This window comes from Glaciimonas sp. PAMC28666, assembly GCF_016917355.1.
Taxonomy (GTDB): Bacteria; Pseudomonadota; Gammaproteobacteria; order Burkholderiales; family Burkholderiaceae_D; genus Glaciimonas.
Genome location: NZ_CP070304.1, coordinates 1363604 through 1389959 on the forward strand (window position 1 = coordinate 1363604; position 26356 = coordinate 1389959).

The window sequence follows — 26356 nt, forward strand, 5'->3', positions numbered from 1 at the left end:
ACATATTGAGGCGAAGTTTAGTGAGGTGGGCGTTGCATGTCAACCCTCAAAGATGCATTTCGGCAAGCATGACGGAAAAATCTGCGAGCACGGCCACTCAACTTACAGGTCGGCGTCGGCAGCCAATTTTCGTAAAATGGTGGCCGCGGCCACCAATCCAAAGCTCGCCGTGACGACGACTGCGGAGCCGTAGCCGGCGCAATTCAGCCCGGTTACCGAGGTGGATGTAATAGGTGCTTCCGCACCCTCTACCGCGCACACCTGTTCCTTTATCGGAAGGCGCAATGGTTCAGTCGAAAAAACCGCGTCTATGCCAAATTTGCTTTTTTCACCGCGTGGAAAATGGTGCTCCGAGCGTAACAATTTACGCACCTTGGCCAGCAACGGCTCTTGCTCCGTGCGCGCCAAATCACGGACTTCGATCCGAGTTGGGTCGACTTGTCCGCCGGCGCTGCCGATAGTAATCAAGCGCAGCTGATGCTCTCGACAGTAGGCAATTAATGCGGTCTTGGCGCGGACGTTATCGATAGCGTCAAGGACGTAATCGAAATGCTTGCCACCCAGCATTTCTTCCAGATTATCTGCCGTCACAAAATCTTCCACCTCTGTAACCTGACAATAGGGATTGATTTGTTTTATGCGCTCTGCCAGGGCTGTGACTTTGGCCTTACCCAGCGTATCGGTTAGTGCATGGATTTGCCGATTGACGTTAGACTCGGCCAAATTATCCAGATCGATCATGGTTAAATGGCCGACTGCGCTACGAGCCAGCGCTTCAATCGCCCACGAACCTACCCCACCAACACCAATAACACAGACATGTGCCGTGCGAAATTGGGCCAGCCCCGCAGCGCCGTATAGCCGGGCGATACCGCCGAAACGGCGATCAAAATCGATATCCTCTGCGCTGAGTGGAGCGGTGGGAAGAGAGACGTCGACGGGGGAAACGGACAAAACGGGCAAAACTGGCAAAACTGGCGAGGAGGACGAGGACATAAGTTCTTACAAAGAATAGAATATGAATTAATTATCAACTACCAGCAATCCAGACCATCCCTTCAGTGTTCCGCAATTGGCCGTAGCGTCGTTGGCGGACCTATTTTACCGAACCATTCAACCTTCCGTATGTGTGTCACATTAATCTGTAATCTTACGGCGTGGTTCGTCGATCATAACCAGGGCAACAGGCTGGTCAACTACGCCACTCCCTCACGTGTTCTAATATGATTTCTTGATTATTAGCGCATCAATCCAATACGGTCTTCAAGGACCTTCACCGGGATATTTATGGAAAATTCACTTTTCGACACGGCACCCGATTTTGGGCAGCCGATTGCTGTACTGAAACACTGCCACGAGCGAATTCGCAAACAGCTGAGTACGTTAGAGCGGTTGCAGGCGCACCTGCCGGAACACGGTCCTAACGAGGAGGCGCAACAAGCGGCTACCGCTATTTTGCGGTACTTCAATAAGGCCGCTCCGCATCACCATGAAGATGAAGAGCAGGATTTATTTCCGATGCTGACCGCAACGGCTAAAGACGAAGATGCCGCGGTCCTGCAACGCCTGGGTCCGCAGATTGTTGATGAGCATCATCAAATGGCGGACCTCTGGGAAAAATTGGCGCTGCAACTGGTGGCGATCCAAAGCGGTCAGAGCGACGCAATTTCCGGCGCTGATATTTCACTGTTTTCGACTCTCTATCGCTCACATATGGAGACCGAAGAAACCTGGATTGCTCCAATGGCGAAACGTATTTTTAGCGCCGCCCAAATGGCCCGGTTAGGAACCGCCATGCAGCGTCGCAGAGGAATATCGGCATGAATACCGACGCTAAGGACGCAGACGACACTAGCGACACAAACGACCAAAACACCCCAAGCGAAAAAAACAAATCCGCGCTTTCGATAGCCGATCTTCGCACCGATTATAGTCACGCCAGTTTATCCAAATCCGACACGCTCGGCGATCCAATGGCGCAGTTTAAAAAATGGCTGGACGAGGCGATTATTGCGCAGGTCCCGGAGCCGAATTCAATGAGCCTGGCAACCGTCAACGCTGAAGGCAGGCCATCTTCGCGCATCGTGTTGATTAAAAATCTGGATGCCCAGGGGATTACATGGTTCACGAATTACACCAGCAGAAAAGGGGAAGACCTGGCTGGCAATCCCTTTGCAGCGCTTCTATTTCATTGGGTCGAATTAGAGCGTCAGGTGCGTCTGGAAGGAAGGGTGGAACGCGTTTCTGAGGCTGAGAGCGACGCCTACTTTTCCAGTCGTCCACTGCGCAGTCAGATAGGCGCCATTGCCTCAGATCAGAGCCGACCAATCGCTAATCGCGAGTTACTTGAGGCGCACTATCTGGCGGCCGAAAAACAGTTTGGCGATCAGCCAAAACGGCCAAAAAGTTGGGGTGGATACAAACTTATTCCAGATACGGTAGAATTTTGGCAAGGACGCAGATCTCGGTTGCATGATCGGATTGTGTATCGGCTGGATATAAATGGCGTTTGGCAACGCGAGCGACTGCAGCCTTAGCACGCAAAAAATACAGGTTAAACCGGTCACGGATACCCGAGGAAAAATGACTGAACAAAGCTTGAAAAAGCGTATTTTCGATAGTCGCAGTTATTATTCTGAGGAGATTAATCATGTTCTGGGAAAAGAAACTTGAAAACTGGGTGGAAGAGATCCGCACTCATGCCGCCTTACCGCTGCGGCTTGAACTGTGGAACGGTCAGCGCTTCGATTTTAGTAGCGCGGCCTCACCCGACGTTACTATTCGCGTCCCTCACGCCTCCTCTCTGTCTTATCTGCTGACACCCTCATTATCCAATCTCGGCGAAGCCTATGTAGAAGGTAAAATTGAGGTTGAGGGCAAGCTTAAGGAAATCATCACCGTTGCCAACGGACTCGCCGCTGCCTATCTTAAGCCTGAAGGAAAATTTGGCCGGGTCACGCGCAGCATCCGCCATAACAAGACCAAAGATGCCGAGGCGATCCGTTACCACTATGATGTTTCGAATGAATTCTACCAATTGTGGCTGGATCAAAACATGGTCTATTCGTGTGCCTATTTCGAAAACGGCGACGAAGATCTGTATACCGCCCAGATTAAAAAAATCGACCATATTCTCACTAAGATCCAACTCCAGCCGGGCCAGACATTGTTAGACATCGGTTGCGGATGGGGTGCACTGGTAATACGTGCTGCACAAAAATTCGGGGCAAAATGTGTCGGTGTCACCCTTTCTGAAAATCAATTCACGTTAGCAAAAGAACGGGTGGCGCAAGCTGGGCTGTCTGACAAGATCGAAATCCGTTTGCAGGATTATCGCGACGTCACAGGAAAATTTGACCGGATCACCAGCGTCGGTATGTTTGAGCACGTCGGCTTGAAAAATCTGCCGCTGTATTTCGAACGCATACAAACGCTGCTCGAGGACGATGGCGTTGCGATGAATCACGGTATCACCTCGACCGACATCGACAATGGAGAATCGCCTTACGGCGGCGGTGAATTTATTGAAAAATATGTGTTTCCACATGGTGAGTTGCCGCACATTGGGTTCGTTCTCAAAACCATGCAGGAAGGTGGCCTGGAGGTCATGGATGTCGAAAATCTGCGCCGCCATTACGCTAAAACCTGCAGCATTTGGGCCGATAATATCGAGGCCCGCTCGAAAGAAGTCAGAGAAGCTTCTGATGATCGCCGCTTCCGTATCTGGCGTTTGTATCTGGCCGGTAGCGCCTACGGTTTTGAACGTGACTGGATGTCGCTGTTTCAGGTGATATGCCGCAAGTCTGGTCGTAGCGCAGCCTCGTTACCCTGGTCAAGGAATTATATTTATAGCGGGAAATGAGGCGGACAGGCTTTGGATTTATCGGCCACCGGTATTGGCCGATTTCCGCAAGCCTGCTGAGAATTTTTGCAGAGCTGATCGAAGCGACGGTGGCGACGGTCGCCGGTTGGCCGTTCAGCGAGCGCAAGCAACGGATTGTTTATTGCGCTAATCGCGCCGTCTCCACAGCGAAGCGGGCGCGCAGCAGGCGAAATCGGGACGCTACTTTCTATGCCTTCCGACTCAGTGGCAGGCGTAAGATCACGGCCGTTCCGGTCCCCGATGAGCCCGAGATATTAAGCTCCCCACCGAAATGGCGGGTGCGTTCGTGCATCCCGAGTATCCCCCAGGATTCCCCGTCGAGCAACTGTTCGGCGCCAATGCCAACGCCATCATCCTTGATCTTGACAATGATCATGCCCTTGGAATGAAGAATTCGTATCTTTACCTGCTTGGCTCCGGCATGGCGTACCACATTCGTGAGTGCTTCTTGCACGACTCTGAACAGCATGGTGCTTCGTTCGGCATCCAGATTGACGTCAGCGGCACTATCGCTGATGCTCCATTGGCATTGCAGTCCGGTTCGCTCCTCAATCTGTCCTGCATACCACTCAAGCGCAGCCCAGACGCCTAGTTGATCCAACACACTCGGACGAAGTTCCGCTATCACCCGGCGTACCGTTCCAATTGCGGCCTCCGCTTGCTCAACCGCTTCTCGCAGAAGCAGATCTTCCGGAAGCCCAGCCCGCTGGGATCGGTCGATGGAAACCGAGACATTTGCTTTAATGCCGGTAAGTACGGCACCCAAATCATCGTGGATGTCGCGTGCGATGCGTTTACGCTCGTCTTCCTTGATACTTTCCTGATGGTCGATCAACTTCCGCAGCGTTGACCGAGATTGATGCAATTCCGTTTGCACTTCTTCGAGGCTCACTACTTTGTCGGTCAATTCTTGATTTAATCGACGTAGTTCCAGCCGCGCCTGGCGTTGTTCTGTTTTGTCGCTTCCATCGACAAAAATGGCAGTAACCTGACCTGTTGCATCCTTGATTGGCTGGAATACAAAGTCCAGATAGTATTCCTTGAAATGACCATCTTCCCCGTCCTTCAGGTAAACCGACATTTCATAAGCGAGAAATGGTTCTCCGGAAGCGAAGACCTGATCGAGTATTTCCACCAAACCTTGAATTTCAAATTCTGGAATCGCTTCACTTAACGATTTTTCCAACACGTCATACCGCGAGAAAAGGCGCATAAAGGCAGCATTGACAATGTCAAACACGTATTCAGGCCCCTTGAGCAGGGCCATAAAGCTAGGCGCGTGATCGAACATGTGCCGGAGTTGACCGGCCGCGAATTGACTGGCCTTTAACAGCGTAATGTTTTGGCGCTCGGCGAGAACCCGGCGCGTGGTTTCCATTGCGATCACAAGTACACCGCAGACGTCACCGTCTTCGTTACGGATAGGTGTATAAATAATCGTAAAGTAACGCGTTTCAGAAACACCCGACGGCGCAATGACCAGCTCCTGATCTTCCAGATGCACCCGCTCGCCAGTGGCAAAAACACGGTCATAGATAAGGACATTGAAGTCCCATACCTCTGGCCAGCAATCCTTAGTGCGCTGACCAAATGCGAGCGGATGGCGCAGCCCAAGAATGGGGCGATAAGCATCGTTATAGATTTGAATTAAATCAGTCCCCCAGAGCACTATCGTCGGCAACGGGGAATCGAGCGCCATCGTGACGGCAATACGAAGGCTCGGGAGCCATTCAGAAATAGGTCCAAGCGACGTTTTGGACCAATCCAGTTGGCGCACTAATGCCGCCATTTCCCCTCCCTCGGGGGGCCAGGTATTCGAAGCAAAGAACAAGTAAATTCCTAATAGGGTTTTGCTGTTGCAGCACAATGCGTGTGGATGCCAAACGGTCCTGCGTTCCCTCAACGTTCCAGCCGCCAACGGCAACTTGCGACCATAGAACGTTACCATGCCGGTACTAGATACGCGCTCTATCACTTTGCAGAGCGCAATTGATATTAAGCCTTTACCTTGTCCATAAAGGTTTTTCTTAGCTTGGCGACTTTTGGTGCCACGATAAATGCGCAATATCCTTGAAGAGGATGTTGCTTGAAATAGTTTTGATGGTATTCCTCTGCCTTAAAGTAAATCTCGGCCGGCGCAAGCTCGGTCACAATCGGGGCATCCCACACGCAGGCCATTTCTGCCAGCACATGCTTCGCTGTTTCCTTTTGGTCAGGCGATTGATAATAAATAACCGAACGATATTGCGTTCCGACATCATTACCTTGCCGGTTAGGCGTAGTCGGATCGTGAATGGTAAAAAATATCTCTAACAAGCCACGAAAATTGATGACGTCATTGTCAAAGGTGATGCGCACTACTTCGGCATGACCAGTAGTTCCATCGCACACTTGTTCGTAAGTGGGCGCATCTATGTGACCCCCGGTATAGCCGGATTCAACATGTTCGACCCCTTTGATTTCCTGATAAACCGCCTCAAGACACCAGAAGCAACCACCGCCTAACACCGCAGTTTCGTTAGCCATACCCATTCTCCCTGTGGAATATCATTTATAGTGACTTTAACCTAGATTCGATTCCCGCATTTAGAAAAACGGGCGAAAAAAAAACTTCGATGTAATCGAAGTTTTTTATTAAAACATGCGCCAGACCTTTGCCTTACCGCTGTTTCCATGCGTACTTTTGTTCGCATTCCTGCACGAATTTTGGTACGTGCAGGGTTTAACGCAAATGCCTTTTAGAACTTATAGCCGACCGACAAGAAGCTGACGATTGGATCCAAGGTCAACTTGGTGGTGCTGTGTACATCGCCAAACGGTGTACTTGTAGTCAAGTCTGCTTTGGTTTTCAACGGAATGTAAGAGACCGAAAAGCCGACAGACCAGTGGGCGTCAAAGTTGTAACTGGCACCGGCACTGATCACGGGGGCGACAGAGCTACTTAGATCGGCGCTGGTCTTGAATGCAGTGGTTTGGCCTCTGCTGATGAGTCCACTCAATTGCTGCTGGAAGCCATTATCCAATTGGATATCGGAATACCAGACGTACGTTACCCCTGCACCGACGAATGGGCGAAACTGGCTGGTTTTGTCACCAAAATAATATTTGACCAGAACAGCAGGGCTCCATTGCTTTGCCGAGCCGATATGTGTGCCCTGAAGGCTACCTTGGCCGTCCAGTTTGAATTTTGGTGGGATACCGGCGTCACCAGACAGCACCCAATTATCGGTGAAAAAATGACTGAATTGCAAACCTACTGTATCTGCGTTACCTACGCCGGCGCCTGAGTTGGGAATGGTTTGGCCGCCGACCACCAGATTTTGACTTGAATCCTGCGGTGCCAAATGGAACCAACCCAATCCAACGACGTTATCGCCGGCCTGTTGTGCCATAGCGGGGAGTGCTGCCATGGTCAACAAGGTTAATGCTGCAAGTTTTGGCAGTGCAGAAAAATATTTCTTCATATGTCTTCTCCAGAATTGGCTTGAATCAAAGGTAAATAGTGCATCGGTAATTTGCTGCATCTACTGTCGCTACTGTTTTGGCACCTGCCGTTGAATTGCATGACAATTATCAGCGGTGCTCTATTATTATTTATTTTTAGATATGAATATAGTGCTTGCCGATGATTTGGGTGTGCACATCAACAAAAAGAACGTGCGTGCTATTTGTATGCTTCACACTATGCCAGTTTTGTTTCCTTTTGGCTATAGTTGTGGGATTTTTACATCAACAGTTAGGGCAAATACTTAAACTGAAGAAATTTTTCTGTACTCACAAAAGCGGCACGGCGCAACCGATCATTAATACCTTGCCAGGCGATATCCTGCGGGGGCGCTTCGACCACGATCACATCGGCATTAGCTTGATCAAGCTCACGCAATGCGGCATATAAATTATGTGCATAACCATGGGGTGCATCGGGCATTGGGTAGTGCGCGACTAACGGGACCGATTTTTCTGTTCCGGCAGAGTAGGAGATCAACGCCAGCCGTTGTCCGGCCTGCCGCAACTCTGTCAAAGCAGTCAGCAAATGGGCTGGCTCTATTTGTAATACCGGCGTATGTGGCGCGTAGTGGGATTCCAGTGTGCCCGAAGCGCGTGGGGCCGCACTGTCAGCTGCCTGCACGGCGACGCCCAACACGGCTGCGATCTTTGCGGCGCTGATATCACCCGGTCTCAATAACACCGGTCCGTGTGTCGCAATACGGGATAGGTCGATGATGGTCGATTCAATGCCGACTTCGCTTTGACCACCATCCAGGACGTAGCCAATCGGGCTGTCCGTCCCATCCCCAAACTCATCACGCACATGTTGCGCTGTGGTGGGGCTGACATGGCCGAACTTGTTAGCAGAAGGACCTGCGATCCCACCCTTCCCGGCTTTAAACTCGCGCAATAAAGCTTGCGCAACCGGATGCGAAGGACATCGTATGCCGATAGAGGTCTGACCGCCGGAAAGCGCGCTGGAAACATGCTCGGCGCGCTGCAAAATCAGCGTCAGTGGTCCGGGCCAAAAGGCTGCAATCAATTGATAGGCTTCTGGTGGAATTGCTTGTGCCCAGTAACCGATATCTGCTTCCGGTGCGATATGCACGATAACAGGATGGTTCGACGGCCGACCTTTGGCGGCATAGATGCTCGCTACCGCTGTGGGGTTCTCTGCGTCGGCACCCAGACCGTAGACGGTCTCACTTGGAAATGCCACCAACTCACCCGCTTCCAGCTTACGTGCGGCAAGCCGAATTGCAACTGGATCAATGACATAAGCATCAGGAAAATACGCTGAAACGGTGTCGAGTGGGACGTCCATTACAAATCAATTCCGAGGATCGCGCAGGCCGCTGTCAGTTGCACATTTGCTTGCGCTAACGTCGGTGCAACAAAAGTAATATGTCCCATCTTGCGGGCGCGCCGAGCTTCAGCCTTGCCATACAAATGCAACACTGCGCCCGGAAGCGCGACAATCTGGTCCCACGCAGGCTCGCGCGGCTGATCGCTGTTAGCCTCAAACCAGACATCACCCAAAATATTTAACATGATCGCGGGAGAATGCTGCCGTACATCGCCCAGTGGCAAGCGCGCCATTGCACGCACCTGCTGTGCAAACTGGCTTGTGATACAGGCATCAATCGTGTAATGCCCGCTATTGTGCGGACGCGGCGCCATTTCGTTGACTACCAGCGCGCCGTCTTCCAACACAAAAAATTCGATACAAAGAACGCCGACGTAACCAAGCTGATCAATAATTGCCAGCGCCGCATTTTGCGCGATCTCAGCTGCTTCCGCGCCGACATTCGGCCCCGGCACAGTGGTCGTGAACAGGATACCGTCGCGGTGAACATTTTCCGCAATCGGGTACACCAGGGCGCGTCCATCGGCACCACGCGCCACCAGTACCGATATTTCATAGGCCAGCGGCAGCATTTTTTCAAGAACGCATTGAACGCCGCTCATGTTGGCATAGGCGATCCGTAGTTCATCGACGCTAGTCACGCGGGCTTGTCCCTTGCCGTCGTAACCCAAGCGCACCGTTTTTAATATGCCGGGAAACAAATCTGCCGGGACGCTATCAATATCGGCCGGGGATGCGATGTTGCGATACGGTGCAGGCAGCACTTTTGATGCCACACCACATTGCGTGAAAAACTCTTTTTCCGCGATCCGATCTTGAGCAATGGAAACGCACGCAGCTTTGGGAGCAATAAAGATTCTATCGCCCAGGAATGCCAGACTATGATGCGAAACATTTTCAAATTCGGTCGTCACGGCGACGCATAACGCTGCCATTTCAGCCAGCGCGATTTCGTCATCGTAATCTGCCAAAATATGCCGCTCCGCGACGTGCGCAGCGGGGCAATCTTCGGCCGGCTCCAACACCGCGACTTTGTAACCCATTGCTTGCGCCGCATGCGCAAACATACGGCCTAACTGACCGCCGCCCATTACGCCCAGCCATGTGGCAGGTGTGGTCGCTGGTATCAAGGGCGCGTCGTTCAAAAAAGTTTGCTTCATACGTTGCTTCGTTGTTAGTTTGATCGAATCTTGCTACGGTATGACTTACGTCGGGGGTAATGTCATGTCGAGTGCCGACTGGGTCTGTCTGGCGCGGAACGCCAGCAATTTTTCCGCCAGCACGTCATCGGTGCAAGCCAGCATGGCTATCGCCGACAGGGCCGCGTTGGCGGCACCCGCTTCACCAATCGCATAGGTTGCAACGGGAATACCCTTTGGCATCTGCACAATCGACATCAATGAATCTTCACCCCGCAGATACTTGGAAGGCACTGGCACTCCCAATACCGGCACGATGGTTTTGGCCGCGATCATGCCGGGCAGATGGGCAGCGCCACCCGCACCGGCAATAATCGCCCGCAAGCCGCGTTCTCGCGCCGTCTCGGCATAAGCAAACATCTGATCCGGCATCCGATGCGCTGAAATCACCTGCGCCTCATGCGCGACGCCAAATTCCGTCAGTATGGCGACGGCGTGTTGCATCACATCCCAGTCAGAGGAGGACCCCATGACGATGCCGATTAGCGGTGATTCTTTTTGGCTTGCGTGCATGATTAATCCTTCAGCTTTTGACCGGTCAGGCTTTCTAACGCTTCCCGGTATTTAGCACCGGTTTTTTCGATGACCTCAGCCGGTAAGTCTGGGGCAGGGGCAGTCTTGTGCCAGGTTGTGATGGTCTCAAGATAATCGCGCACAAACTGCTTGTCAAACGACGGCGGAGAAATACCGACAGCGTAACTTCCTGCTGGCCAGAAACGTGACGAATCGGCAGTCAGGACTTCGTCCATCAAATGCAATACGCCATTTTGATCGAGGCCGAATTCAAATTTTGTGTCCGCGATAATAATCCCGCGTGTTGCCGCGTAGTCAGCCGCGGTTTTGTATAGCTGAATACTGATTTCGCGGATTTTAGCGGAGAGTTCGGTGCCGATCCGGCGTTCCATGTCATCGTAAGTGATGTTCTCGTCATGGGCACCCATTTCTGCCTTGGCCGCTGGTGTAAAAATCGGTTCATCCAGTTTTGCTGCCTGTTTCAGTCCGACAGGAAGTGTCACGCCGCAAATTGCGCCGGTGGCCTGATAGTCTTTCCATCCGGATCCAATGATATAGCCACGCACTACCGCCTCGACCATGATTGGCTCGAGCCGCTTTGCAACGACTGCACGACCACGTACCTGATCCACTTCCTCAGGAGCGACGACGCTCTCAGGTGAAATACCGGTCAGATGATTCGGTACAATTCCGGCCAGTTTCTCAAACCAGAAATCGCTCATCTGATTCAATACCTTGCCCTTGCCAGGAATCGGCTCATTCATCACGACATCAAACGCAGACAGACGATCCGTCGTCAGTATCAAAATTTTATCGGTGCCGACTGCGTAGTTGTCGCGCACTTTTCCGGTACCCAACAGCGGCAACGACGTAATGGAGGATTTGTATAGGCTGGTCATGATGGTTCCAAAAGTAGAAACCAGGCGAGGAGAAATCCTCTCCGCCTGGTCGTGGTATGTCGATTATTGCGCGTTCATCAATTGCATGTTCATCAATTACTTACTGCTGCTTTTAATACAGTTCACCGGCTCACAGCTAAGCGCCTGATTCCGATCATCAATCGGCGCCGCCATTGAAGCACTTATTGAACGATCTGAGCAAGTTCACCCTTTTTGTATTTGTCCGCAATTTTTTCCAGCGACATTGGTTTGATCTTAGCGGCCATACCTTCGCAGCCGAACGCCAGGAAACGCGCCTTGACCACTGCTTTAGCCGCTTCACGGGCTGGCTTGAGATAATCACGTGGATCAAACTTGCTTGGATTTTCAATCAGATAGCGGCGGATCGCACCAGTCATTGCGAGACGAATATCGGTATCGATATTAATCTTGCGAACGCCGTGACGAATACCTTCCTGAATTTCTTCCACTGGAACGCCGTAAGTTTCTTTCATATCGCCACCGAATTCACGGATTTCCGCTAACAATTCTTGCGGTACCGACGACGAGCCGTGCATCACCAGATGGGTATTTGGAATACGGACGTGGATTTCCTTGATCCGCTCAATTGCCAGAATATCGCCCGTTGGTTTGCGTGAAAATTTGTAAGCGCCGTGCGAAGTACCAATTGCAATTGCCAGCGCATCGCATTGTGTTTTCTGAACAAAGTCTGCGGCTTGCGCAACATCAGTCAACAACTGTTCACGCGTCATTTTGCCGTCGGCACCGTGACCGTCTTCCTTGTCGCCCATCATGGTTTCCAGCGAACCGAGCACGCCCAGTTCCGCTTCTACCGTGACACCGATGGCATGTGAAAACTCAACTACTTTGCGTGATACTTCGACGTTGTATTCGTAACTGGCCACGGTTTTTCCATCTGCAGTCAACGAACCATCCATCATCACCGAAGTAAAGCCGGAGCGAATCGCCGCCATACATACCGATGGCGTCTGACCGTGATCCTGATGCATGACTACCGGAATGTGCGGATAGGCTTCGACCGCTGCTTCAATCAGGTGACGCAAAAATGCTTCACCGGCGTACTTACGTGCGCCAGCAGAAGCTTGCATGATGACCGGAGCGCCGACCTCATCGGCGGCTTCCATAATCGCGGTAATTTGTTCCAGATTATTAACATTGAACGCGGGGATACCATAACTGTTTTCAGCTGCATGATCTAGCAATTGACGCATGGATACGAGAGGCATATTGATACTCCTGATGGTAATAAAATGGGTATGGGTCGATGAATCAATATTCACCGATCTTCATGATTTTGAATGCGTTGGTGCCGCCGACTTGCCCCATAGGCTCACCCCAGGTGACAACCACCAAATCGCCGGGTTGCACGACGCCTTGTGCCACCAGTAGATTCTGCGCATCTTTCAGGACCTCTTCACGGTCCGTTGATTTAGCGAGTTCGAGGCTGGTCACATTGCGATACAACGCAGCTTTGCGGCGGGTCTGAACGCTAGGCGTGATCGCAAAAATAGGGATGTCGATGTTATGCCGGCTCATCCACAGCGCGGTCGAACCGGATTCGGTCAATGCCGCAATTGCCTTCACGCGTAAATGATGCGCGGTGAATAAGGCACCATATGCGATCGACTGATCAATCCGGGTAAAAGTAACATTGAGAAAATCGGCATCCAGCTTGCAGTCTTCCGACTTTTCCGCTTCCAGACAAATGGCGGCCATGGCTTCCACGGTCTCGACCGGATAGCGGCCGGAGGCTGTTTCGGCCGAGGTCATTACCGCATCGGTGCCATCCAGCACGGCGTTGGCAACGTCAGATACTTCAGCCCGCGTAGGCACAGCATTGACAATCATCGACTCCATCATCTGGGTCGCCGTGATCGTGAGTTTATTCGATGCGCGCGCCATTCTGATCATGCGCTTTTGCAGTGCCGGCACCGCGGCGTTACCGACTTCCACCGCCAGATCACCACGCGCGACCATGATGCCGTCGGATGCGTCGAGAATGGATTGCAGTACCGGAATCGCTTCAGCCCGTTCGATCTTGGCGATCATCATCGGTTTGTGGTTATAGGCTTCTCCGGCGACGTTCGCCAATTGCCGCGCCATTTCCATATCGGTGGCGTTCTTTGGAAACGATACCGCAACATAATCCGCCTGAAAACTCATCGCGGTCTTGATGTCGTCCATATCTTTAGAGGTCAGCGCCGGTGCGGATAAGCCGCCGCCCTGACGATTAATTCCCTTATTGTTGGATAACTCACCACCGACTTTAACCACCGTGTGGATTTCGTTGCCAATGATGCGCTCAACGATCAGCACGATCAAACCATCGTTGAGTAGCAACACGTCGGCCACCTTGAGGTCGCGCGGGAGTGCTTTGTAGTCTAGCCCGGCACGGTCCTGATTGCCGATTGCACAATCGGAGTCGAGTATGAATTTAGCGCCGTTGAAGAGTTCTATCTTGCCGTTTTCAAATTTACCAACGCGTATTTTAGGGCCTTGTAAATCCGCCATGATCGCTACCTGACGACCACACTTTGCCGCGATTTCGCGCACCATAACGGCGCGATCAATATGATCTTGCGCTTTGCCGTGCGAAAAATTCAAACGCACTACATCGACGCCGGCATTAAACATCTGGGTTAAGGTCGCAGCATCGCTTGATGCAGGTCCGATGGTGGCAACGATCTTGGTAGCTCTTTGCATGACAACCCTTCTGTAAAGTGAGTACTTTAGGAATTACGCAAACTTTCCGGCGACGTGATGGTCTGCTAACGGCATTGGCCACTGTCTCCACCAGCAGGGTTGGCAAAGCCAGTTACCAGATCAATTTTTGTCAATTCTGAACCAACGTAAAAAAAACACGTTATAAGCCAACGTTATAAGCCACGTTATAAAGTCATCGGCTTCGGCAGACTTCAGATTGACTACTATTGCCAGCTTCACAACTTCCAGGCTTCGACTGCGGAATCGGCGCTAACAAAACACCGACTCATGTCCCAAACATTAACTAATTGTCACATCCAGTTAACCCGCGCGTTGCTCCAATATCTCAACCGCGGGTAATGTCCGCCCTTCCAAAAACTCCAGAAAAGCGCCACCGCCGGTCGAAATATAGTCAATCTTGTCGGCAATCTGGTATTTCGCTATCGCTGCCAACGTATCGCCACCGCCAGCAATCGAAAATGCTTTCGAATTTGCAATCGCCAAGGCCAATACTTTAGTGCCTTCGCCAAATTGGTCGAACTCAAATACACCCACCGGACCATTCCATACTACCGTGCCTGCCTGAGCGATTTGCTCAGCCAATATCGCGGCAGTTTTAGGGCCGATATCCAAAATCATATCGTCATCTTCAACGTCTTTGACGTCTTTGACAACTGCCGTAGCCGCGGCCGAGAACTCTTTCGAGCATACGACATCGACGGGAATCGGGACCGATGCGCCACGCTGCGCCATTATCTCAATGATTGCCTTCGCCTCACCGATCAAATCCACTTCGGCCAGTGATTTACCAATTTTAAAGCCAGCTGCAAGCAAAAATGTATTTGCGATCCCGCCGCCGACAATTAAATTGTCAACTTTATAAGATAGCGCTTTCAATATCGTCAGCTTACTCGACACTTTAGAACCGGCCACAATCGCCACCAGAGGGCGGGACGGTTGATTAAGCGCTTTACCGAGCGCATCCAGTTCGGCCGCTAACAGAGGCCCGGCGCAGGCAATCGGTGCGAATTTGGCGATTCCGTGCGTCGTCGCTTCAGCGCGATGAGATGTGCCAAATGCGTCATTAACATAGACGTCGCAGAGCGCGGCCATCTTCTGTGCTAACGCGTCATCGTTCTTTTTTTCGCCTTTATTAACGCGACAATTTTCTAACAATACCACCTGACCGGGTGCCACCTCAACGCCATCCAGCCAGTTTTGCCGTAATTCGACCGGTTGGTCGAGCAGTTCTGACATCCGGACTGCAATCGGTGCCAGCGTGTCAGCAGGCTGGAAGTCACCCTCCGTCGGGCGTCCCAGGTGAGAAGTCACCATGACGGCCGCGCCAGCGTCGAGTGCCTGACGGATCGCCGGGATCGAAGCACGAATGCGGGTATCTTCAGAAATACTGCCGTTATTATTTTGCGGCACATTCAGGTCAGCGCGGATGAATACACGCTTACCTTGTAGTTGGTCTTGCGCGATCAAGTCGCTCAGTCGATTAAATTTCATGTCGATCAGGCAGATGTGTGGGAGGAAAAGGCGCTATTTTACCCCACTCGTTCTATCAAAAACACCGTTTCGGCTTGTCTTGCCTCGGCGCATTATCATTAGGCAACATTATAAGGCGCAGAATCTCACTCGGATTCGTCAGTATAGGAAGCGAGATAATTATCATTCCGATAGTACTCATTCAATCAATCCACCGAGCGAGCGTTTTACACTCATACCCGGAGACCCAATAATAAGAGAAGAAGGCCTCTATTCGCGCAACGATGCAGGATCATCCAAGCAAACGTCGGAATATTAACAATATGATCAACTTGATATCGCGCTTATTAAGCATTGCCTTCCCGCGATATCGACGTAGAAACGCTTTTTCTTTATCGCGGGATTATTACATCGTAAGAAAACCAAAATAATGTTGTGCCCGAACTGCCATTCTTAAGAGTTGCAGGGTGATGAATCCGTTAAAATGTTCAAACATGTTCTTGTTTGTCGTGGCCAGCGCGGTTCGCCAGACTCACATACCATGGAATTTGAGCAAATCATCGCAGTAATAAATTGTCCAGGTTTATGTATGCCGACACATACCGACGAATAATGGTGGAAGCTAAGGTCGACTTCTATAGGAGTCGCCTGGTGACCAACAGGTACAGCGGCGACAGGTTTCAGCAGGCCTTCTAACAGTATCACCGGAGATTTCACTATGTCTATGGCAGACCGCGATGGGAAAATTTGGAAAGACGGTCAATTAATCGATTGGCGTGACGCCAATATTCACGTGTTGACGCACTCACTTCATTACGGCATGGCGGTCTTTGAGGGTGTTCGTGCGTACAAAACGCCCGATGGCACGGCCATTTTCCGGTTAAAAGAGCATACCCAGCGCCTTTTGAATTCGGCGAAGATTTTTCAGATGAAGGTGCCGTACGATTTACACACCTTAATGGATGCGCAACTGCAAGTGGTCCGCGAAAACAAGCTGGAATCCTGTTACATGCGCCCTCTGGTATGGATTGGCTCAGAAAAGCTTGGGATCTCTGCCAAGGGCAACACGATTCACGTCGCCATCGCGGCTTGGCCGTGGGGCGCTTATCTGGGCGAAGACGGCTTAGCCAAGGGAATCCGGGTTAAAACATCGTCATTTAGCCGGCACCACGTCAATGTTTCGCTGGTACGGGCTAAAGCTAGTGGCTACTACATCAACTCGATTCTGGCTAACCAGGAAGCGCTGACCGATGGTTACGACGAGGCTTTGCTGCTGGACACTGACGGTTATGTGTCAGAAGGTTCCGGTGAGAACGTGTTTATCGTCAAGAATGGCAAAATTTACACCCCCGATCTGGCGTCTTGCCTCGACGGTATCACCCGCGACGCGGTGCTGACGATGGCCCACGATAGTGGTATCGAGGTCATCGAAAAACGGATCACCCGTGATGAGGTCTATTGCAGCGACGAAGCCTTTTTTACCGGCACCGCGGCGGAAATCACCCCCATCCGCGAACTCGACAATCGCACCATCGGCGAAGGCAAACGGGGCCCGATCACAGAAAAAATTCAAAGCATGTTTTTTGATGTGGTTGGCGGCAAGTCTTCTAAATATAAAGAATGGCTGACGTTGGTTTAAGTCAGCGAAAATAAGATTCGGGCGTGGGTCTGAAGTTGCGAAAATCAACCGTACGTCCGCTATCGATATCTACCGCATTAGCACCACAATTTAACAAACGGCAATTCGGAGAAATAAATGAGTACAGTAACAAATCCGCAAGCAGTAGTCGAACTCGACGCCAAAGACTTGCCAGCGCATTGTCCCAATCCGCTGATGCCTATATGGTCTTCGCATCCGCGCGTCTTCCTTGATATGAGTAAAACCGGGAGTGCAAAGTGTCCTTATTGCGGCACTAACTATGCGATGAAGCCCGGCGCTGTTATTAAAGGACACTAAAAGGACATTAATCTACGGCGCGTTGAATTTACTTAAAAACCGCTGCCAACTACGCACTGATCTGGCACCGACCAAGCATTAAATAGCATTGATACAGACATCGCACCGATAAAAAATAACGAACAATGCCCCTGCTCGTTATTTTGTATCTAATTTACGCTGTAAAAGGAGCAAGCATGCCACGCGCAAAATTAATCCACGGCACAGCCGATGACACTGAAACCGCATTTTATGACGCGCTGAGCCGGGCCGATATTGACGCCATGATGGCATTATGGGCAGATGATGAAGAGATCGTTTGCGTCCACCCGGGCGCACCGCGTTTGATCGGCCATGCGGCCATTCGTGCTGCATATGAAACCCTGTTTGCGCGCGGCGGTGTCCATATCAGGACCCGCCAGGTCCATGTGTCCCACAACATGTCCACCAGCATACACAATTTGGTCGAGGACATTAACCGTAGTGGCGAGCAGAGCCAGGAGATGCATATTCTGACGACCAACGCCTACATGAAAACGCCGCGTGGCTGGCGCATCGTTCTGCATCATGCATCCATCGCTCCTGGCCAGGCACCCGAAGATATTATGGCGGCAAACCTGCTGCATTGAGACCCTGGAAAAACTGCGCGGCTTAGCAAAAAATGCGGCGCACGTTTTTTTGACGATAAAGCTTCGATGCGTTCGCTGCAAATTTTAGCTATACCGATTTATTTATTCGGGATGCTGATCGGCATGATCAGCCGACACGCCGGTGGCGATAACCAATCAATCTTCAATCGGCAAATTCGGACGACGCAACGGGAACATCAGCATTACGGTAAAGTAGGGCATGTGCCGGACAAATAGCACAATGAATCGCGCCTGACCGGCCTGATAGTACGGCCTGACGGTCGGCGCAATTCTCAACGCCATGCGCACGCCCGCCACGCAAACTTCGGTTGGTGGCTTGTAATCCGTGCACAAACAATTAAGTTAAAACAGATGACCTCGCCCACTTCCAGTTCGCCTTACATTGCCCCATTATGGCTCCCGGGCGGTCATCTGCAAACGATCTATCCCTCAACCTGCATTGTCAAGCCCATCGTGGCATATCGACGTGAGCGCTGGAACGCGCCGGACGGCGATTTCATTGATATTGACTTTGTCGACGGCCAACCGGGCAAGCCCATGATTGTGATGTTTCACGGTCTGGAGGGTTCATCGGACAGCCACTACTCACGAGCAATGATGGCTTATGCCGCTTCGCTCGGCTGGTCAGGCGCAGCGCCGCATTTTCGTGGCTGCTCGGGTGAAATCAATCTGGCACCGCGCTTCTATCATTCCGGCGATACGGCAGAAGTAGATTGGATACTCCGACGTTTGGCAGATTCACGATCACAAAAACAGTTTAGCAAGCTATATGCCACCGGGGCCTCTCTCGGTGGTAATGCACTGCTGTGTTGGCTAGGCGAATCACAACGGCAAGCCAGCATGATAGACGCTGCCTGCGCCATCTCCGCACCAATTGATCTCGCGGGCGGCGGGACCGCCTTATCGCATGGCTTTAATATGCTGTATACCCGCGTTTTTCTGCGCACCATGAAAACCAAATCACTCGCCAAACTGGCACAATTTCCGCGCCTGTTTGATCGCGAAAAAATGCTCAACGCCCGCAATTTGCATACTTTCGATAACGTCGTGACCGCCCCGCTCCACGGATTTCGAGATGCGGACGATTATTGGAATCGGGCCAGTGCAAAACATGTTTTGGACGACATCGTCATCCCAACGTTGATACTTAACGCCCAGAATGACCCTTTTCTTCCGCCGCAACACTTACCGCGCAGCGCCTCCTCTCACGTGACGCTTGAATATCCGGCACAGGGCGGCCACGTAGGATTTCCAGTGGGATCGCTGCCCGGCCGCGTCGATTGGTTGCCGCAACGTATCGTACAATTTTTAACAGCGGCCTAGTCGCCTAAATCGCGTAATTGACCTCGAATCAAGGACAGTACTGACATGGATGACATCGTAAAAAAAGCAATGCAAAAATGGCCCGATGTGCCAGCTTGCTTCGGATGGCTGGCACTAGATGCCCGCGGCGCATGGCGCATGCGCGACGAGGAAACTCAGCGACTTGATCTGCCCGGCAACAAGATCATGCACACTGCTCTGTGCGCTTTCATTAACCGTAACTACAATGTGGACGATCGGGGCCGCGGCTATTTTCAAAACGGTCCGCAGTGTGTATATGTCGATCTGGCGCTAACGCCATACATCGCCCATACCGATCCAGCACAAGGAATCGTATTACAGACCGGCGAAGTATTACGCGCAATCGACCACGTGTTACTCACGGAACAAGGGCAGCCATTGTTTGTGGCCGGCAATAAAGTCGCCGCCCTGGATGACCGTGACATCGCTGACTGGATGCGCGGCTTAAGCATGGATCGCCAGTCCGTTGATGACGAACGCTTGCTGGACTGGGTTGTATCCCCCTCTGATCAAGCAAACCTGACTTGGCAATATGGAGAACAAGCGTTGAATGTGAACCGAATTTTAACGGATGAGTTACCGTCCAGATTTAAGTTTGAGCAACGGCCGCGTTAGCTGGAGAATCTATTACTTTGTAGTATCAGGCGCGGTTCGCCGCGCTATGTTCTTATATAATAATTAATGCATAAATGGTCGTCCCGCTTCCATCGATCATCGCTACATCGCCTTTGACCTCAACTCAATCAATCATTCAAGTTACGAATCCATGCCTAATAAAACGTCTCCGGTTACGCCTTCTGCCATTTCTCCTTTAACCCATTTTGATCAGAGTGGGCAAGCCCACATGGTCGACGTCGGCGCAAAGCCAGACACGCACCGCACCGCCGTCGCCGCCGGAAACATACGCATGCAAGCGGAAACGTTAGCGCTTATCACGTCAGGTAATGCCAAGAAAGGTGACGTCCTCGGCATCGCCCGAATCGCTGCCATTATGGCGACCAAGCGTACCAGTGACCTGATCCCTCTTTGTCATCCGCTGGCGTTAACCCGGGTCAAGGTCGATTTTTCTATAGACGTCCCCCAGTCCACCATCAGCTGCACCGTGCAAGCAGAAACAATCGGCAAAACCGGCGTGGAAATGGAAGCGCTGACGGCCGTCCAGATCGGTTTGCTGACCATATACGATATGTGCAAAGCCGTTGACCGGGGCATGGTGATAACGGATATACGGGTGCTGGAAAAACATGGCGGGAAGTCTGGAGAGTGGAGTGTCGCACTGCCGATGACTGATACGACCTCGCTTTGAGCGTTTTAAATTTATTTATTTCCCTGCTGGAAATAAATAAATTTTTGGCGATTTCGGGGCCCAATCTACCAACCGTCGCGCCTTACTTCGCCTTGCTTCCGCCTGACTTACGCCTCTCTCCCGCCTTACCTCTCGCCTTACCTCTACATCACGCACCAAAAAAATTGCGGCGGCTTTCTCCAATGGAATTTGGTCGCCCTGTTTTGGGTTGCGGCGACCCATTTAAGACGAAAAGTTCACCCAAATCGGGCAGAAAAACCAGAGAATTTAAACTCCCCAAATAAGCGTGTGATCCTGCTTGTGGTTTGTTTTTTCCACGCTATAATTTTTTCTATGCTTTTAACCTGCCGTCGATGTTCCGCATCGTATCGGATGGCGTTCACCGACTTTGTGACACCCTGTAATTGTGTAACTCTGAACCTTTGGAGAACATATGCTAACGACGACTTATGCTTTTCTCAGTCTTTCGATGGAACAGAAAAAACTGCATACCTTGTTATTCTCCGCACAACAATTACTCCAGATTAATTCAGATCGACAACGCCTTGATGACGAAACGTTGAAATCTGTAGTCAAGAAGTTTGCACGGCTGGCGGCTGCCTGCCGCAAGCGGAAGCTTGAAATGTATGTTGTTCCCGCAATCCAGAACGCAACCCACCAGTTCGACCAACGCCTCTCCGATATGGCGTCATCCCGCATTATCGCCCGCCAACTATTGGATCGGGTGAAGTCGTGGGCAAGACCAGCGTCGCACGAAAACGACGATCATAGGGTCAACGTATATGCTGCCATTGAGCGCGCATGCAACCAACTGCGGGAACGGCTCGCGATGGAAGAAAAAGAGTTGCTGCCCATAGCCCAGCGCGTTATCTCTAACGATCAGTGGTTTGCTTTGGGCGCACAATTTCTAGTCGCAGACACCGCAAGAAAACCCTATAACGGCTCGCGTCGCGAGGAATATGCCAAAGTGGATTCGCGCGATATTTCTCTGAACGATCCCCTGATTTCATTGGCGGTGAGCGGGTACGCATACTCGCACTAAATCCCCTTGTTCAGGCCGCCCATTCACTGCCTATTCCCCGCATTTTTGCAATGCATTAAATTTTCAAGATTAAATATTAAAGGAGAGCGTCATGCTTACCATTCCTGAACAAATGTCTGCCGCCGTTAAGACGAACGCGGAAGCGCAACATACCATTTTTGCAAATCTATTCGATAAATTACACGAGCGCCTTGAAGAGTTGACAAGACTCAATATGGAGGTCGTCAAAGCATCGTTAGCAGAATCGACGGCCTACGCCAGAGAACTCATTGGCGCAAAAAATTCTCAGGATTTTTTTTCGATCAGCACAGCACATAATCAACGCGAAATTCAAAGCGCGACTTATTACGCCAACGAAGCGATGCGCATCGTTTCCGCCACAAAAGACGTGTGCCATCGGGCCATGACGGAAAACATCGCAGAAACCAGCCGCTACGGATCAGGCTTATTAATGGAGTTTACAAAAAACATACCCTCTACAACGGAACAGATGGCTGATCTCGTCAAAACGACGTGGAGCGCTTCCAGCGACGCCGTTACGAAGACAGTCGACGAAAATGCTGCAACTCAGCAAAAGGAACAATCGAAGGATGCTCCCACCAATCAGTCAGCCCGCAAAAATAATCCGGATCAAACTGGTAACCGGACGACCCATTAACTCAAAGCGCATTACCTGACGAGTTTGTAGCTAGCGCCACGCCTGGCGCTGTTAAAAATTGCGCTAAAACCATAAGATAAAAAATAACAGAAAGTTAATTTTGAACCTCATCTGAGCGCCCACATATACTGCAGTAGGCGGATAATGATTCGAAGTAGCCTCAATAACGGTCACCTTTTAATCACACCGCGGAGAATCAATGAAGCTGACTTACTGGGTAGCTGAAAATATAGACGGTGAAAAAACCGATTCGATTATTGCAAGAACCAAGCATGATTGTGAACAAAACGTCCTTGCTTTCGCAGCTCCTGGAGAATACCGTCAGCCGATAAAAAAATCGTTCTTATACAACGACGCTTTTGATCTGTTTGAACTGGCAACCGGCAAGGACGGTGGGCGGGGAATGGGGTGAAGCATTTCTGGGCGCAGCGAATCCTCACGCGGCTTCGGTCGCGCCCACACACCGCCTCAGCACATCCTCATTATTAGCCTTTTGAAGCCTTTGGACTCAAGCTGATTTTTCATTTGTCGCGGCCCGGCGCTCGTAGCTCGGCTCCTCAGTTGTTGTCAAAAGGGTCCCCTTCGCACCCAGCCAAAAGTGGCCTCAAGTTAAGTTTCAAGGCTGCTTAAAATTGCGCAATGGTTGGCGCAATGGATGGCCAATCGCTGGCCGATAGCGTCTCAATAGAAACCATGATAAATTTGTAAAATCAACGCGGAGGAATGGTGTCTAAGGAAATAAACCAAACTATCAAAAACAGTGCAGGCCTTCTTAGCTACAAACAGTTACAAATTATTCACATAGAGCGCGGACTCTCTCAAAGCTAAATCTGTCAACCAAACATCGCGAGCGACGTTTTTATATCAGGCCGCTGTTAATGCGGATTGTGAATCCCACTTTTCGAAGGATTAAAAATGAAAAAACTACTTGGCGTTGCTGCGTTAATCTTGGCTTTTTCACCATTCGCGCAAGCGCAGGGTTTGTCTGATCATCCAGACGCACGGAATGACCGCCGTTTGGAGACAGAGCACGCTGCCGTAATGCATCGTCATCATGTCGCTCAAAAACGCATGAAGCATCGCCACATGGAACATAAAATGTAATTACAGATTTGTCTCGAACAAGTTCGAGCGGTTAGCTATGACTCCTTACCCGAAACCTGATGAATCCATGCGGTCATTCGTCAACTTAATTCAACGTCAAGGAATAATAGCGAACGTAGTGGCACGCACCTACCGCTTGAGCTTGCGATATGCGCGATTCCCGTCTTGACATGGATCGCGCCTATCGTTCTTACATAAGCGCCCATCCCATCACCTACCCGCGAAAAAAAATAATTGATGCAAAAGCATGCGCCATCGGCTGTCAATTTCACGGCAGTAGCGCATCGCAGATAGCGACAACATTCGCACACGGGAGTGCCCCTGGCAAAGCATTAAATCTCCCCATAGTCCACAACTGGATTCCGAATACGACAGGCGGCAATAAGGCGCAGGGATTGTTTATTCCTCGGCGCAATGCGCCGGGCAACCGATTGCAGCGATCATGCATTTAACACAAGCCAACAAGCTCAATGATCGCGGTCGCCTCATCTAAAAGAGATCCTCAGGCTCACCTGTGCTTTCTACAGCATAAAGAGCATAAAGCCAGCGACATATCTTAGCGCCTTCAGCACCGCCGGCCTCTCCTGTGACAGCGATTCACGGTGCCGACCCTGGCGTTCGGCATATCGATACCAGTCAGATCCAACTTAGATGATTCTCATTCAGTGGCGCAACAACAATATTTGACATCGACCGCGTCCAGTTCTTTAGACCTCGAACATACGGAAATTACTTAACTTTCGTTGCCGCAATGAATTTTTCTCATATTATTGGTATATCGTCGATTGTTCAGTGACGGGATTTTAACCCACGAAAACCGTTATATATCGGTGGGGCTGGAGTAGGTAATGGATATGTTTTGCATAATATTAGGAAGGCAGATCGGTTTCTTCGGCGTTTGCCAATGGGTCCAAGCGGTCGTTGGTATCGAACAGGATATCTAGCTTTTGTGCAACGCTGAAAATGTGCACTTACTCGGGCGCGCAGATGTTCAAGTTAAGATACTTGGAAAGACTGTCGATTTGACTAATATTGAATACCAATTGCGCCACTTTAGCGGTGTTGCCGAATGTGCCGCAACTTCGATTAACTGGCTGATCTTCCAAGCTGCGTTTCCGGCATCAGGTGCTCGGTGTATAGCAATGGCCATGTTAGAAGGGCAACTCCACGTACGTGACATGCTAATTGGTGTGGAAGATAGCGGCACTGACTTTCGATTGCGATTTGGTTCAGAGGCGAGAGTTTATGAGAAGGTTGACTATCTCATTGATGCTCGTGGAGCAGGGTATAACGAAGGCGCTCTGCGACGTGTACCTTTGATTTGTCATCTACTTGATCAAGATGCGGTGGCCCATCATATTCTTGGCGGGACAATGGCATAATTCAAGCTGGCTAATGAACAACTGCGGCAAAAAATGGCTATCGAGCTGGAAAAAGAAACCCGTCATGAAGCAATCAAATCAATTGAACGCTACTTTGATGAGCACATGGACGATCCAATAGGGAACCTTCAGGCAGGTGCGTTGTTAGCATTCTTGCTGGAGGAGATCGGCCCGTCCATCTATAACAAAGCAGTTCGTGACGTGCAAGATCAGCTTCAACAACGTGTTCTGGAACTTGATATTGACGTTCATGAAGACGAGTTTAGCTATTGGGCAAAATATAAACGCGGTCGTTAAATCAAACAATACGGAGTCGGTGCGATGGATAGAAGCAGGACAGCAACTCCGCCCTGCTTCTATCAAGCCGTGCGACCGGATCAGGCGCGCTATCCGGCGTTCCCATGCGTTCAATCAAGAGCGCCCACGCGCTCCCAAAAGCCACGCAACAACACCGGTCGGTTTAAATTCCCGCAGTACGAAACCGCGGTTCAACTAAGCCGGCGACATCTACCCGTAAAGCGAAGACAGCGCCCGACTGAGGATATTTTTTTAACTCATCTTCCGGACGTCCCTGGCTTGCGCTGGTAACGTAGAGCGTCTTCAAATCCTCGCCTCCAAATGCGCACATGGTCGGGCATAACACTGGCAGCGGATACGTCTCAACAATCTCTCCCGCAGGGGAAATCCGCACCACTCGACCGCCTTCATATAACGTACTCCAGTAGTGGCCTTGGCTGTCTATCGCAGCACCATCAGGGCGCCCACGGTCTTCAGCTGAAGGCGTGAAGCGTACCCATACTTCCTTGTCTCCGACTGCGCCGGTATCGGCGTCATAAGCGTGTCTGTAGATCACAAATTTTGGTGTATCTGAATGATAGATCCAGCGTTGATCGGGGCTGAAAGCAAGGCCGTTTGAGGTCAGCAGTCCGTCGTCCATTGCCGTTAATCCACGCTGATCAAAGCGATATAAATGGGCGTTGTTGCCCGCTTTCGGCTCGTCCAGCGTACCGGCCCAAAAGCGGCCCTCGCTATCGCAGCGCCCGTCGTTAAAGCGGCTATGGGCCTGGTCTTCAGGGTTATCAGCCAGTTTTCTGACTTGCTCGCCGGTGGCGCTTAAAAGCCAGACTCCTGAGCGCATCCCCGCCACGAACCCGCCATCGTCGGCTAGCGAGAAACAACCGATATGCTCGGCTACCGGCAAGGTTTGATAGTCGCCGCTAGCCGGATGAAAAGAATGGATTGCTGGTGCCAGAATATCGACCCAGTACAAGCGTTTGCCGATCTCATCCCAACGAGGGCACTCGCCCAGCTTTGCGGGTGTGCTGATGACGCAGGTAAAGTTACTGATAGCGTTACTCATGAGCTTGCTC

28 protein-coding genes are annotated in these 26356 nt (G+C 51.1%); 15 read left to right on the top strand and 13 right to left on the bottom strand.

What is annotated here, in order from left to right; genetic code table 11:
- Positions 1–102: 102 nt before the first annotated feature.
- Entirely contained in the window at positions 103–996 is an 894-nt protein-coding gene (gene tcdA / locus JQN73_RS05720) for a tRNA cyclic N6-threonylcarbamoyladenosine(37) synthase TcdA (RefSeq protein WP_205322154.1), read from the bottom strand.
- Between the two features lie 291 nt (positions 997–1287).
- Here tcdA and JQN73_RS05725 point away from each other — a divergent pair, with 291 nt between their 5' ends.
- The 3 genes from JQN73_RS05725 to JQN73_RS05735 all read left to right on the top strand — a co-directional run bounded on the left by JQN73_RS05725 (position 1288) and on the right by JQN73_RS05735 (position 3862).
- Entirely contained in the window at positions 1288–1824 is a 537-nt protein-coding gene (locus tag JQN73_RS05725) for a hemerythrin domain-containing protein (RefSeq protein ID WP_205322155.1), read from the top strand.
- On the top strand, positions 1821–2537 hold the full coding sequence (gene pdxH, locus JQN73_RS05730; protein ID WP_205322156.1) for a pyridoxamine 5'-phosphate oxidase: 717 nt from the start codon (positions 1821–1823) through the stop codon (positions 2535–2537). The genes JQN73_RS05725 and pdxH overlap by 4 nt, the downstream gene beginning before the upstream one ends.
- A gap of 113 nt (positions 2538–2650) precedes the next feature.
- Positions 2651–3862, top strand: coding sequence for a cyclopropane-fatty-acyl-phospholipid synthase family protein (locus JQN73_RS05735; RefSeq protein WP_205322157.1), 1212 nt, complete (start codon positions 2651–2653; stop codon positions 3860–3862).
- A 208-nt stretch (positions 3863–4070) separates the two neighbouring features.
- Here the strand turns inward: JQN73_RS05735 and JQN73_RS05740 are convergent, their stop codons facing one another.
- The 10 genes from JQN73_RS05740 to JQN73_RS05785 form a co-directional block, all read right to left on the bottom strand.
- Positions 4071–5672 (bottom strand): ATP-binding protein, encoded by a 1602-nt coding sequence (locus JQN73_RS05740; protein ID WP_205322158.1) that lies wholly within the window; start codon positions 5670–5672, stop codon positions 4071–4073.
- A 206-nt stretch (positions 5673–5878) separates the two neighbouring features.
- Positions 5879–6409 (bottom strand): peptide-methionine (S)-S-oxide reductase MsrA, encoded by a 531-nt coding sequence (gene msrA, locus JQN73_RS05745; protein WP_205322159.1) that lies wholly within the window; start codon positions 6407–6409, stop codon positions 5879–5881.
- Between the two features lie 212 nt (positions 6410–6621).
- Positions 6622–7347: an OmpW family protein gene (locus JQN73_RS05750; RefSeq protein WP_205322160.1), complete on the bottom strand. Its 726-nt coding sequence runs from the start codon at positions 7345–7347 to the stop codon at positions 6622–6624.
- A gap of 272 nt (positions 7348–7619) precedes the next feature.
- Positions 7620–8696 carry an L-threonylcarbamoyladenylate synthase gene (locus JQN73_RS05755; RefSeq protein WP_205322161.1) on the bottom strand — a complete coding sequence of 359 codons (1077 nt, stop codon included), beginning with the start codon at positions 8694–8696 and terminating at the stop codon, positions 7620–7622.
- Positions 8696–9898 (bottom strand): 5-(carboxyamino)imidazole ribonucleotide synthase, encoded by a 1203-nt coding sequence (locus JQN73_RS05760; protein WP_205322162.1) that lies wholly within the window; start codon positions 9896–9898, stop codon positions 8696–8698. Before JQN73_RS05760 ends, JQN73_RS05755 begins: the two co-directional genes overlap by 1 nt.
- Before the next feature lie 45 nt (positions 9899–9943).
- The gene (gene purE / locus JQN73_RS05765; RefSeq protein WP_205322163.1) at positions 9944–10450 is read right to left on the bottom strand and encodes a 5-(carboxyamino)imidazole ribonucleotide mutase; all 507 of its coding nucleotides are present in this window, start codon (positions 10448–10450) and stop codon (positions 9944–9946) included.
- A 2-nt stretch (positions 10451–10452) separates the two neighbouring features.
- Positions 10453–11349 carry a phosphoribosylaminoimidazolesuccinocarboxamide synthase gene (locus tag JQN73_RS05770; RefSeq protein ID WP_205322164.1) on the bottom strand — a complete coding sequence of 299 codons (897 nt, stop codon included), beginning with the start codon at positions 11347–11349 and terminating at the stop codon, positions 10453–10455.
- A gap of 182 nt (positions 11350–11531) precedes the next feature.
- Positions 11532–12596 (bottom strand): class II fructose-bisphosphate aldolase, encoded by a 1065-nt coding sequence (fba, locus tag JQN73_RS05775; RefSeq protein WP_205322165.1) that lies wholly within the window; start codon positions 12594–12596, stop codon positions 11532–11534.
- Positions 12597–12639: 43 nt separating this feature from the next.
- Positions 12640–14073 (bottom strand): pyruvate kinase, encoded by a 1434-nt coding sequence (pyk, locus tag JQN73_RS05780; protein ID WP_205322166.1) that lies wholly within the window; start codon positions 14071–14073, stop codon positions 12640–12642.
- Between the two features lie 321 nt (positions 14074–14394).
- Positions 14395–15585 carry a phosphoglycerate kinase gene (locus JQN73_RS05785; protein ID WP_205322167.1) on the bottom strand — a complete coding sequence of 397 codons (1191 nt, stop codon included), beginning with the start codon at positions 15583–15585 and terminating at the stop codon, positions 14395–14397.
- Positions 15586–16282: 697 nt separating this feature from the next.
- Between JQN73_RS05785 and JQN73_RS05790 the strand changes: the two genes are divergently transcribed.
- The 3 genes from JQN73_RS05790 to JQN73_RS05800 all read left to right on the top strand — a co-directional run bounded on the left by JQN73_RS05790 (position 16283) and on the right by JQN73_RS05800 (position 18129).
- The gene (locus JQN73_RS05790; RefSeq protein WP_205322168.1) at positions 16283–17203 is read left to right on the top strand and encodes a branched-chain amino acid transaminase; all 921 of its coding nucleotides are present in this window, start codon (positions 16283–16285) and stop codon (positions 17201–17203) included.
- A 117-nt stretch (positions 17204–17320) separates the two neighbouring features.
- Entirely contained in the window at positions 17321–17521 is a 201-nt protein-coding gene (locus JQN73_RS05795) for a zinc-finger domain-containing protein (RefSeq protein ID WP_205322169.1), read from the top strand.
- 176 nt (positions 17522–17697) lie between these two features.
- Entirely contained in the window at positions 17698–18129 is a 432-nt protein-coding gene (locus JQN73_RS05800; protein WP_205322170.1) for a nuclear transport factor 2 family protein, read from the top strand.
- 156 nt (positions 18130–18285) lie between these two features.
- Here JQN73_RS05800 and JQN73_RS05805 read toward each other — a convergent pair whose 3' ends face one another.
- Positions 18286–18432, bottom strand: a complete 147-nt coding sequence (locus JQN73_RS05805; RefSeq protein WP_205322171.1) for a hypothetical protein — start codon at positions 18430–18432, stop codon at positions 18286–18288.
- A gap of 69 nt (positions 18433–18501) precedes the next feature.
- Between JQN73_RS05805 and JQN73_RS05810 the strand changes: the two genes are divergently transcribed.
- The 9 genes from JQN73_RS05810 (at position 18502) to JQN73_RS05850 (ending at position 25283) form a co-directional block, all read left to right on the top strand.
- Positions 18502–19473 carry a YheT family hydrolase gene (locus JQN73_RS05810; RefSeq protein ID WP_205322172.1) on the top strand — a complete coding sequence of 324 codons (972 nt, stop codon included), beginning with the start codon at positions 18502–18504 and terminating at the stop codon, positions 19471–19473.
- Positions 19474–19518: 45 nt separating this feature from the next.
- Positions 19519–20109, top strand: coding sequence for a DUF2946 family protein (locus JQN73_RS05815; RefSeq protein WP_205322173.1), 591 nt, complete (start codon positions 19519–19521; stop codon positions 20107–20109).
- A gap of 151 nt (positions 20110–20260) precedes the next feature.
- Positions 20261–20800: a cyclic pyranopterin monophosphate synthase MoaC gene (gene moaC, locus JQN73_RS05820; RefSeq protein WP_304607808.1), complete on the top strand. Its 540-nt coding sequence runs from the start codon at positions 20261–20263 to the stop codon at positions 20798–20800.
- A 433-nt stretch (positions 20801–21233) separates the two neighbouring features.
- The gene (locus JQN73_RS05825) at positions 21234–21842 is read left to right on the top strand and encodes a hypothetical protein (RefSeq protein ID WP_205322174.1); all 609 of its coding nucleotides are present in this window, start codon (positions 21234–21236) and stop codon (positions 21840–21842) included.
- Positions 21843–21933: 91 nt separating this feature from the next.
- Positions 21934–22500 (top strand): phasin family protein, encoded by a 567-nt coding sequence (locus JQN73_RS05830; RefSeq protein WP_205322175.1) that lies wholly within the window; start codon positions 21934–21936, stop codon positions 22498–22500.
- Positions 22501–22699: 199 nt separating this feature from the next.
- The gene (locus tag JQN73_RS05835; RefSeq protein WP_205322176.1) at positions 22700–22912 is read left to right on the top strand and encodes a hypothetical protein; all 213 of its coding nucleotides are present in this window, start codon (positions 22700–22702) and stop codon (positions 22910–22912) included.
- Positions 22913–23415: 503 nt separating this feature from the next.
- Positions 23416–23604, top strand: a complete 189-nt coding sequence (locus JQN73_RS05840) for a hypothetical protein (RefSeq protein WP_205322177.1) — start codon at positions 23416–23418, stop codon at positions 23602–23604.
- A gap of 1022 nt (positions 23605–24626) precedes the next feature.
- Positions 24627–24986: a hypothetical protein gene (locus tag JQN73_RS05845; protein WP_205322178.1), complete on the top strand. Its 360-nt coding sequence runs from the start codon at positions 24627–24629 to the stop codon at positions 24984–24986.
- A gap of 33 nt (positions 24987–25019) precedes the next feature.
- Entirely contained in the window at positions 25020–25283 is a 264-nt protein-coding gene (locus tag JQN73_RS05850) for a DUF2164 domain-containing protein (protein WP_205322179.1), read from the top strand.
- A 163-nt stretch (positions 25284–25446) separates the two neighbouring features.
- Here JQN73_RS05850 and JQN73_RS05855 read toward each other — a convergent pair whose 3' ends face one another.
- Complete coding sequence (locus JQN73_RS05855) at positions 25447–26346, bottom strand: SMP-30/gluconolactonase/LRE family protein (RefSeq protein WP_205322180.1); 900 nt, start codon at positions 26344–26346, stop codon at positions 25447–25449.
- Positions 26347–26356 lie beyond the last annotated feature (10 nt).

Coding starts and splice junctions, on each gene's coding strand:
- JQN73_RS05855 (WP_205322180.1), bottom strand. CDS start 26,346: ATGAGTAACGCTATCAGTAACTTTACCTGCGTCATCAGCACACCCGCA.
- JQN73_RS05735 (WP_205322157.1), top strand. CDS start 2,651: ATGTTCTGGGAAAAGAAACTTGAAAACTGGGTGGAAGAGATCCGCACT.
- moaC (WP_304607808.1), top strand. CDS start 20,261: ATGCCTAATAAAACGTCTCCGGTTACGCCTTCTGCCATTTCTCCTTTA.
- JQN73_RS05750 (WP_205322160.1), bottom strand. CDS start 7,347: ATGAAGAAATATTTTTCTGCACTGCCAAAACTTGCAGCATTAACCTTG.
- JQN73_RS05815 (WP_205322173.1), top strand. CDS start 19,519: ATGGATGACATCGTAAAAAAAGCAATGCAAAAATGGCCCGATGTGCCA.
- JQN73_RS05755 (WP_205322161.1), bottom strand. CDS start 8,696: ATGGACGTCCCACTCGACACCGTTTCAGCGTATTTTCCTGATGCTTAT.
- JQN73_RS05725 (WP_205322155.1), top strand. CDS start 1,288: ATGGAAAATTCACTTTTCGACACGGCACCCGATTTTGGGCAGCCGATT.
- JQN73_RS05805 (WP_205322171.1), bottom strand. CDS start 18,432: ATGGCGTTGAGAATTGCGCCGACCGTCAGGCCGTACTATCAGGCCGGT.
- JQN73_RS05785 (WP_205322167.1), bottom strand. CDS start 15,585: ATGAAATTTAATCGACTGAGCGACTTGATCGCGCAAGACCAACTACAA.
- JQN73_RS05760 (WP_205322162.1), bottom strand. CDS start 9,898: ATGAAGCAAACTTTTTTGAACGACGCGCCCTTGATACCAGCGACCACA.
- pyk (WP_205322166.1), bottom strand. CDS start 14,073: ATGCAAAGAGCTACCAAGATCGTTGCCACCATCGGACCTGCATCAAGC.
- JQN73_RS05840 (WP_205322177.1), top strand. CDS start 23,416: ATGAAAAAACTACTTGGCGTTGCTGCGTTAATCTTGGCTTTTTCACCA.
- JQN73_RS05790 (WP_205322168.1), top strand. CDS start 16,283: ATGTCTATGGCAGACCGCGATGGGAAAATTTGGAAAGACGGTCAATTA.
- tcdA (WP_205322154.1), bottom strand. CDS start 996: ATGTCCTCGTCCTCCTCGCCAGTTTTGCCAGTTTTGCCCGTTTTGTCC.
- JQN73_RS05795 (WP_205322169.1), top strand. CDS start 17,321: ATGAGTACAGTAACAAATCCGCAAGCAGTAGTCGAACTCGACGCCAAA.
- JQN73_RS05770 (WP_205322164.1), bottom strand. CDS start 11,349: ATGACCAGCCTATACAAATCCTCCATTACGTCGTTGCCGCTGTTGGGT.
- JQN73_RS05825 (WP_205322174.1), top strand. CDS start 21,234: ATGCTAACGACGACTTATGCTTTTCTCAGTCTTTCGATGGAACAGAAA.
- JQN73_RS05740 (WP_205322158.1), bottom strand. CDS start 5,672: ATGGCGGCATTAGTGCGCCAACTGGATTGGTCCAAAACGTCGCTTGGA.
- fba (WP_205322165.1), bottom strand. CDS start 12,596: ATGCCTCTCGTATCCATGCGTCAATTGCTAGATCATGCAGCTGAAAAC.
- pdxH (WP_205322156.1), top strand. CDS start 1,821: ATGAATACCGACGCTAAGGACGCAGACGACACTAGCGACACAAACGAC.
- JQN73_RS05810 (WP_205322172.1), top strand. CDS start 18,502: ATGACCTCGCCCACTTCCAGTTCGCCTTACATTGCCCCATTATGGCTC.
- purE (WP_205322163.1), bottom strand. CDS start 10,450: ATGCACGCAAGCCAAAAAGAATCACCGCTAATCGGCATCGTCATGGGG.
- JQN73_RS05835 (WP_205322176.1), top strand. CDS start 22,700: ATGAAGCTGACTTACTGGGTAGCTGAAAATATAGACGGTGAAAAAACC.
- JQN73_RS05830 (WP_205322175.1), top strand. CDS start 21,934: ATGCTTACCATTCCTGAACAAATGTCTGCCGCCGTTAAGACGAACGCG.
- msrA (WP_205322159.1), bottom strand. CDS start 6,409: ATGGCTAACGAAACTGCGGTGTTAGGCGGTGGTTGCTTCTGGTGTCTT.
- JQN73_RS05800 (WP_205322170.1), top strand. CDS start 17,698: ATGCCACGCGCAAAATTAATCCACGGCACAGCCGATGACACTGAAACC.
- JQN73_RS05850 (WP_205322179.1), top strand. CDS start 25,020: ATGGCTATCGAGCTGGAAAAAGAAACCCGTCATGAAGCAATCAAATCA.